Below are 4858 nucleotides of genomic sequence, written 5' to 3' on the forward strand. Positions count from 1 at the left end.
TACTCGCCGTGGCGGGCCTTGAGCTCGTCCAGGGCGCGGCGGGCGGCCTGCGACGTCGCGGTCATCGCGCCGCCGATCACGATGCCGGCGATCGGGACGACCGCGATCGGGCGCAGCGGCACGACGCCGGCGCCGAGGACCAGGGCGAGCACGGGGGCGACGCCGGCCGTGATGGCGAGGGCCGTCCAGGGCAGGTTGGCCCAGCCGCCGCCGCGGCGCGCGGACGTCACCGCGGCGATACCGAACATGAGCAGCACGAACAGGCCGGTCAGCGGGGCGGAGCGCAGGATCGCGGTGATCACCAGCGACACGAGGGCCAGCTGCGCGACCGCGCGGATCGCGGCGATCAGCACCGCGCGGCCCTGGCCGAGTTCGCCCCAGCGGACGACGGCAGCCCCGGCCAGGGTGAGCAGGACCAGCACGGCCACCAGGGCGGGCCCGAAGGTGATCACGCCCTGGATCCTGCCTTACGCGGCCGTCAGACGGCTTTCAGACGGCACAGCTGAACTGGCGGCCGGGTTCGGTCACGGCCTTCTCGGCGAGAACGACGCCGTCGACGCTGATCCGGCAGCGCAGCTCGCCCGGCCCGGGGTTCTGCGCGGCGATGGAGTAGAACTCGGTGCGGTCGGCCGGGCCGGTGCGGGTGAACGCCGCCGACCACGGCGTGGCGACCTCGGCCTGCTGGGCCAGCGCCGCCCCCGCGCCCGAGTAGGTGACGTTGCGGGCACCGTCCGCGCCGAGCAGTTCGTAGAGGACGGAGTGGCTGACAGTGCTGACCGCGGCCGGGGCGACTGGCGCGGCCACGGGCTCGCCCGACACCGGTCCACGCGTGGACCGAGGCACGACGTACGAGGTCACCGCGACGGCCGCGGCGATCACCCCGAGCACGACGATGACGTTGCCCGCGGGCCGGCACCGGCTTTGGCGGTCACGCTCGGTAGGCGCCGCGGGTGGGGTAACGATGGGAACACCCATGGAAAGGTCTTCTCTCGTCGAGCGCACTTCCGTCGAGTACGTCGACTACATCTCGCCGTGACCTAACTCCGCGTTAGCCCCCGATCCATGAGAAGTCCAACTTTCACCCAATCGGGTGCGCCGAGGGACCTCACATTCGCAGATGCTGCGTCGTCGTTCTCAGTGAGGGAATCCCAGACCGAAGGAGACAACATGACCACGGCGATCCGGCAGCAGATCGACAAGCTCGTCGAGGGGATCAAGGCGAAGGACCTGGACGCGCTCAGGAGCATGTACGCGGCGGACGTCGTGTCGTTCGACGTCGAGCCCCCGCTGCAGCACGTGGGGGTCGACGCGAAGCTGAAGAACTGGGCGAGAGCGTTCACGTTGTTCGCGGAGGTGAGTTACGAGGTCCGCGACCTGACCGTCACGGCGGGCGAGGACCTGGCGTTCGGCCACTGTTTCGGCAGGTTGAGCGGCACTCTCGGCGACGGCACGAAGGCGGCCGGAATGTGGGTCCGGGCCACGTTCTGCTTCCGCAAGATCGACGAAGACTGGCTGATCGTGCACGACCAGGCATCGGTGCCGTTCGACATCGGAACGGGCCGCGGGGTGGTGGACCTCGAGCCGTGAACAGCCGGCCGGCAGGGCCTCGATCAGCATCCGCGGCAGAGCGCCGACCACTGCTTCGGCCGACCCCCACCCCCCAAGCCCACCTCGAAACGCGGTCAGTCCACCAACCCGGCATCAGCCAGCATCCGCAGCACCCGCTGTCCGGCGGGCGGGCACATCGCCGCCTCCGCCGAGCTCAGCCAGGCCGCCTCCGCGATCTCCCGCGACGGTGTCGGCTCGCCCTGGTGGTCGGCCGTGTAGCAGGTCATGCGGACCAGGCGCCCGTCGGCGAAACCGTCGGCCTGCTCCTCCAGTGCGGCGAAGAACCGGAAGCTGAGCGGGTCGAGCGTCACCCCGAGCTCTTCGCGGATCTCCCGGCACAGCCCCGCGACGTCGCCTTCGCCCGGCTCGCGCTTGCCGCCGGGCAGGTAGAACTTCGCCTTGCCGGTGGTGCGGACCGAAAGGAGCCGCCGGTCGCGGACGTGGATCCAGGCCAGTGAGTCGATGGGCGGCGCGAAACTGTCGGACCCCAGGTGCATGATCGGAGTATGTACGAAGAGGCGGCACCACCCCCGCCGCTGCGGGGCGTCGCCCGCTGCGTGTGGCGGTCGGCCGCTTCGGCGCCGAAGCGGATCGTGCCCGATGGCTGCCTGGACCTGGTCGTCGGGGACACCGGCGTGTTCGTCGCGGGCCCGGACACCACGGCCTGGTCGTCGGTGACCAGGCCCGGCGAGGTGCTGCGTGGCGTGCGGTTCACCCCGGGCCGCGCGGCGGCGGTGCTCGGCGTGGCCGCCGACGAGCTGCGCGATCGCCGCGTCACGCTGCCCGAGCTGTGGGGCCGCGAGGGCGAGCTGCTGACCGAGCGGCTGCTCTCCGGAGACCTCTCCCCGGCGCGCGCGGTCGTGTCGCGGCTGCCGGACGCCCCGCCGCCCGATCCGGCGGTGGCGGCACTGGTCGCGCGGCTCGACGCCGGGGCCACCCGGGTCGCGGAAGCCGCCGGTCAGGTCGGGGTCGCCGAACGCCGGCTGCGGCGGCGCTTCGTCCAGGCGATCGGCTACGGACCGGCTACCTACCTGCGGGTCAGCCGTTTCCAGCGGGCGGTCTCGCTGGCTCCGCGCGCGCCGGGGCTGGCCGCGCTGGCCGCCGCCGCGGGGTACGCCGACCAGGCCCACCTCAGCCGGGACGTCCGGGCCCTGACCGGCCTGACCCCGCGCGCCTACTTCCCCGGGCGGTCCACTGTGGACGAGGTCCGTTCGGCGTAACGGCGGCCGACGGCCCTGGCCCGGAAAGGTGAGCGGACGGTAAACGACTACCGGGAGCGCTATTCTCCCCCTCGAAGTGTGACCAGGGCTTCGGTCGGGAGGGCGTGTGGCCACCATCAGTGACGTCGCGGCGAGGGCCGGCGTCTCCACGGCGACCGTGTCGCGCGCGCTCAACGGCAAGTCCACAGTGGACCCGACGTTGGCCGCGCGGGTCCAGGAGGCCGCCACCGAGCTCGGCTATCACCCGAACGGGCTGGCCCGGAACCTGCGCCGGCAGGAGACGGCGGTGCTCGCGCTGATCATCTCCGACGTCGAGAACCCGTTCTTCACGGCGATCGCGCGTGGCGTCGAGGACCTCGCGCAGCGGTCCGGGTACTCGGTGGTGCTCTGCAACTCCGACGAGAACGAGGACAAGGAGCGGCGCTACATCGAGGTCGCGCTGCAGGAGCGGGTCGCCGGGGTGGTGCTCTCCCCCACCGGCCGGTCCACGAACGTCGAGGGCCTGCGCCGCCAGGGCACGCCGCTGGTGGCGGTCGACCGGCCGCTGCCGGCCGAGGCGGGCGACCAGGTGCTGGTCGACACGCGGCACGCGGCGGCCGAGGCGACGCGGCACCTGCTGACGGGCGGTTACCGCCGCGTCGGCTGCCTGACCGGCCCCGCGGGCGTCCGCACGGCCGACGATCGCCTAGCGGGCTACGCCGACGTCGTCGGCGAGGAAAACGTGGTGTCCCGGCGGGCGGAGTACCGCGCGGAAGGCGCCCGGCTGGCGGCGCTGGAGCTGCTGGACGAGCCGACCCCGCCGGACGCGCTGCTGGTCGCGAACAGCACGATGGCGATCGGAGTCCTGGAGGCTCTCTCGGCGCGAGGCCTGCGTTCGGGTCGCGACATCGGCATCGTCTCGTTCGACGACGCCCCCTGGACAACACTGATCGACCCGCCCCTGACGGTGGTCGCCCAGCCGGCCTACGAGGTCGGCCGGGTGGCGGCGCAGCTGCTGCTGGCCCGGATTTCGGACAGCACCCGCGACGCGACCACGACGACGCTCGAAGCGCGCTTGATCGAACGGAAGAGTTCTCGCCGCTGACTCGCCCAGCGAGCCGGCGTGCTTGCCCGGACGGTCGCCCGCACACGCGGCGAGCCGCCTGGCGCATCCTAGGGAACATCTCGCGGAGTCTGCACGGGCCAGTTCGGACACCGGAAGCATCAGCTCGCACATCTGGATGGCCGGTTCGTGCACCCGGGAGGTCGGCTCACCTCTCCGCATGGACGGCTCACGCGCCCGGAGGTCAGCTCACGTGCCCAGTGAGCCGGCTCATGTGGTCAGAGGGTCGGCTCACGTGGTCAGAGGGTCGGCTCACGTGCCTGCAGAGTCGGCTCGCGTACCTGGAAGGTCGGCTCGCGTACCTGGAGAGTCAGCTCGCGTACCTGGAGAGTCAGCTCGCGTACCCAGAAGGTCGACTCACGTTCCCAGAGAGTCGGCTCGCACGCCTGGGAGGTGGGCTCGCGTACCCAGAGAGCCGGCTCACGTACCTGGAGGGTCGACTCACGTACCTGGAGGGTCGACTCACGTACCCAGAGAGTCGGCTCGCACGCCTGGGAGGTGGGCTCGCGTACCCAGAGAGCCGGCTCTCGTACCTGGAGGGTCGTCTCACGTACCTGGAGGGTCGACTCACGTACCCAGAGAGTCGGCTCGCACGCCTGGGAGGTGGGCTCGCGTACCCAGAGAGCCGGCTCACGCGCCCAGAGAGTCGGCTCACGTATCTGGAGGGTCGACTCACGTACCCAGAGAGTCGGCCCACGTGCCCAGAGAGTCGGCCCACGTGCCCGGAGGGTCGGCTCGCGTACCTAGAAGGTCGGCTCACGTACCTGGGAGGTCGGTTCGTGGAGCTGCGGAGGCCGTCGTGGCTGGAGAGGCGCTGGGCCGCGGATCGAGTCGCGCTCGAGCCGAGGGACAGACGTGGCGGGGGGGGCGGCGCGGGGCCCGCCCCCCCCCCCCCCCCCCCCCCCCCCGGGCCCCCACGGCCGCCCCC

General features: G+C 72.1%; 6 protein-coding genes. 3 read left to right on the forward strand and 3 right to left on the reverse strand.

Going from position 1 to position 4858, the window contains the following annotated elements; translation table 11 throughout:
• The coding region (locus tag ACGFMK_RS48770) for an ABC transporter permease (RefSeq protein WP_392778866.1) at window positions 1–461 on the reverse strand (461 nt) is incomplete at its 3' end.
• Window positions 462–489: 28 nt separating this feature from the next.
• Entirely contained in the window at window positions 490–975 is a 486-nt protein-coding gene (locus ACGFMK_RS48775) for an MmpS family transport accessory protein (RefSeq protein ID WP_392778853.1), read from the reverse strand.
• A gap of 192 nt (window positions 976–1167) precedes the next feature.
• Between ACGFMK_RS48775 and ACGFMK_RS48780 the strand changes: the two genes are divergently transcribed.
• Window positions 1168–1587 carry a YybH family protein gene (locus ACGFMK_RS48780; RefSeq protein WP_392778855.1) on the forward strand — a complete coding sequence of 140 codons (420 nt, stop codon included), beginning with the start codon at window positions 1168–1170 and terminating at the stop codon, window positions 1585–1587.
• Between the two features lie 95 nt (window positions 1588–1682).
• Here the strand turns inward: ACGFMK_RS48780 and ACGFMK_RS48785 are convergent, their stop codons facing one another.
• Entirely contained in the window at window positions 1683–2105 is a 423-nt protein-coding gene (locus ACGFMK_RS48785) for an NUDIX domain-containing protein (RefSeq protein WP_392778858.1), read from the reverse strand.
• Window positions 2106–2114: 9 nt separating this feature from the next.
• Here ACGFMK_RS48785 and ACGFMK_RS48790 point away from each other — a divergent pair, with 9 nt between their 5' ends.
• Both ACGFMK_RS48790 and ACGFMK_RS48795 read left to right on the forward strand, forming a co-directional pair.
• Window positions 2115–2828: a helix-turn-helix domain-containing protein gene (locus ACGFMK_RS48790; RefSeq protein ID WP_392778861.1), complete on the forward strand. Its 714-nt coding sequence runs from the start codon at window positions 2115–2117 to the stop codon at window positions 2826–2828.
• 106 nt (window positions 2829–2934) lie between these two features.
• A complete protein-coding gene (locus ACGFMK_RS48795; RefSeq protein WP_392778864.1) occupies window positions 2935–3912 on the forward strand; it encodes a LacI family DNA-binding transcriptional regulator in 978 nt (325 codons plus the stop codon).
• The last annotated feature ends 946 nt before the right edge of the window (window positions 3913–4858 follow it).

Source organism: Amycolatopsis sp. NPDC049252 (assembly GCF_043197175.1).
In the GTDB taxonomy this organism is placed as follows: Bacteria; Actinomycetota; Actinomycetes; order Mycobacteriales; family Pseudonocardiaceae; genus Amycolatopsis.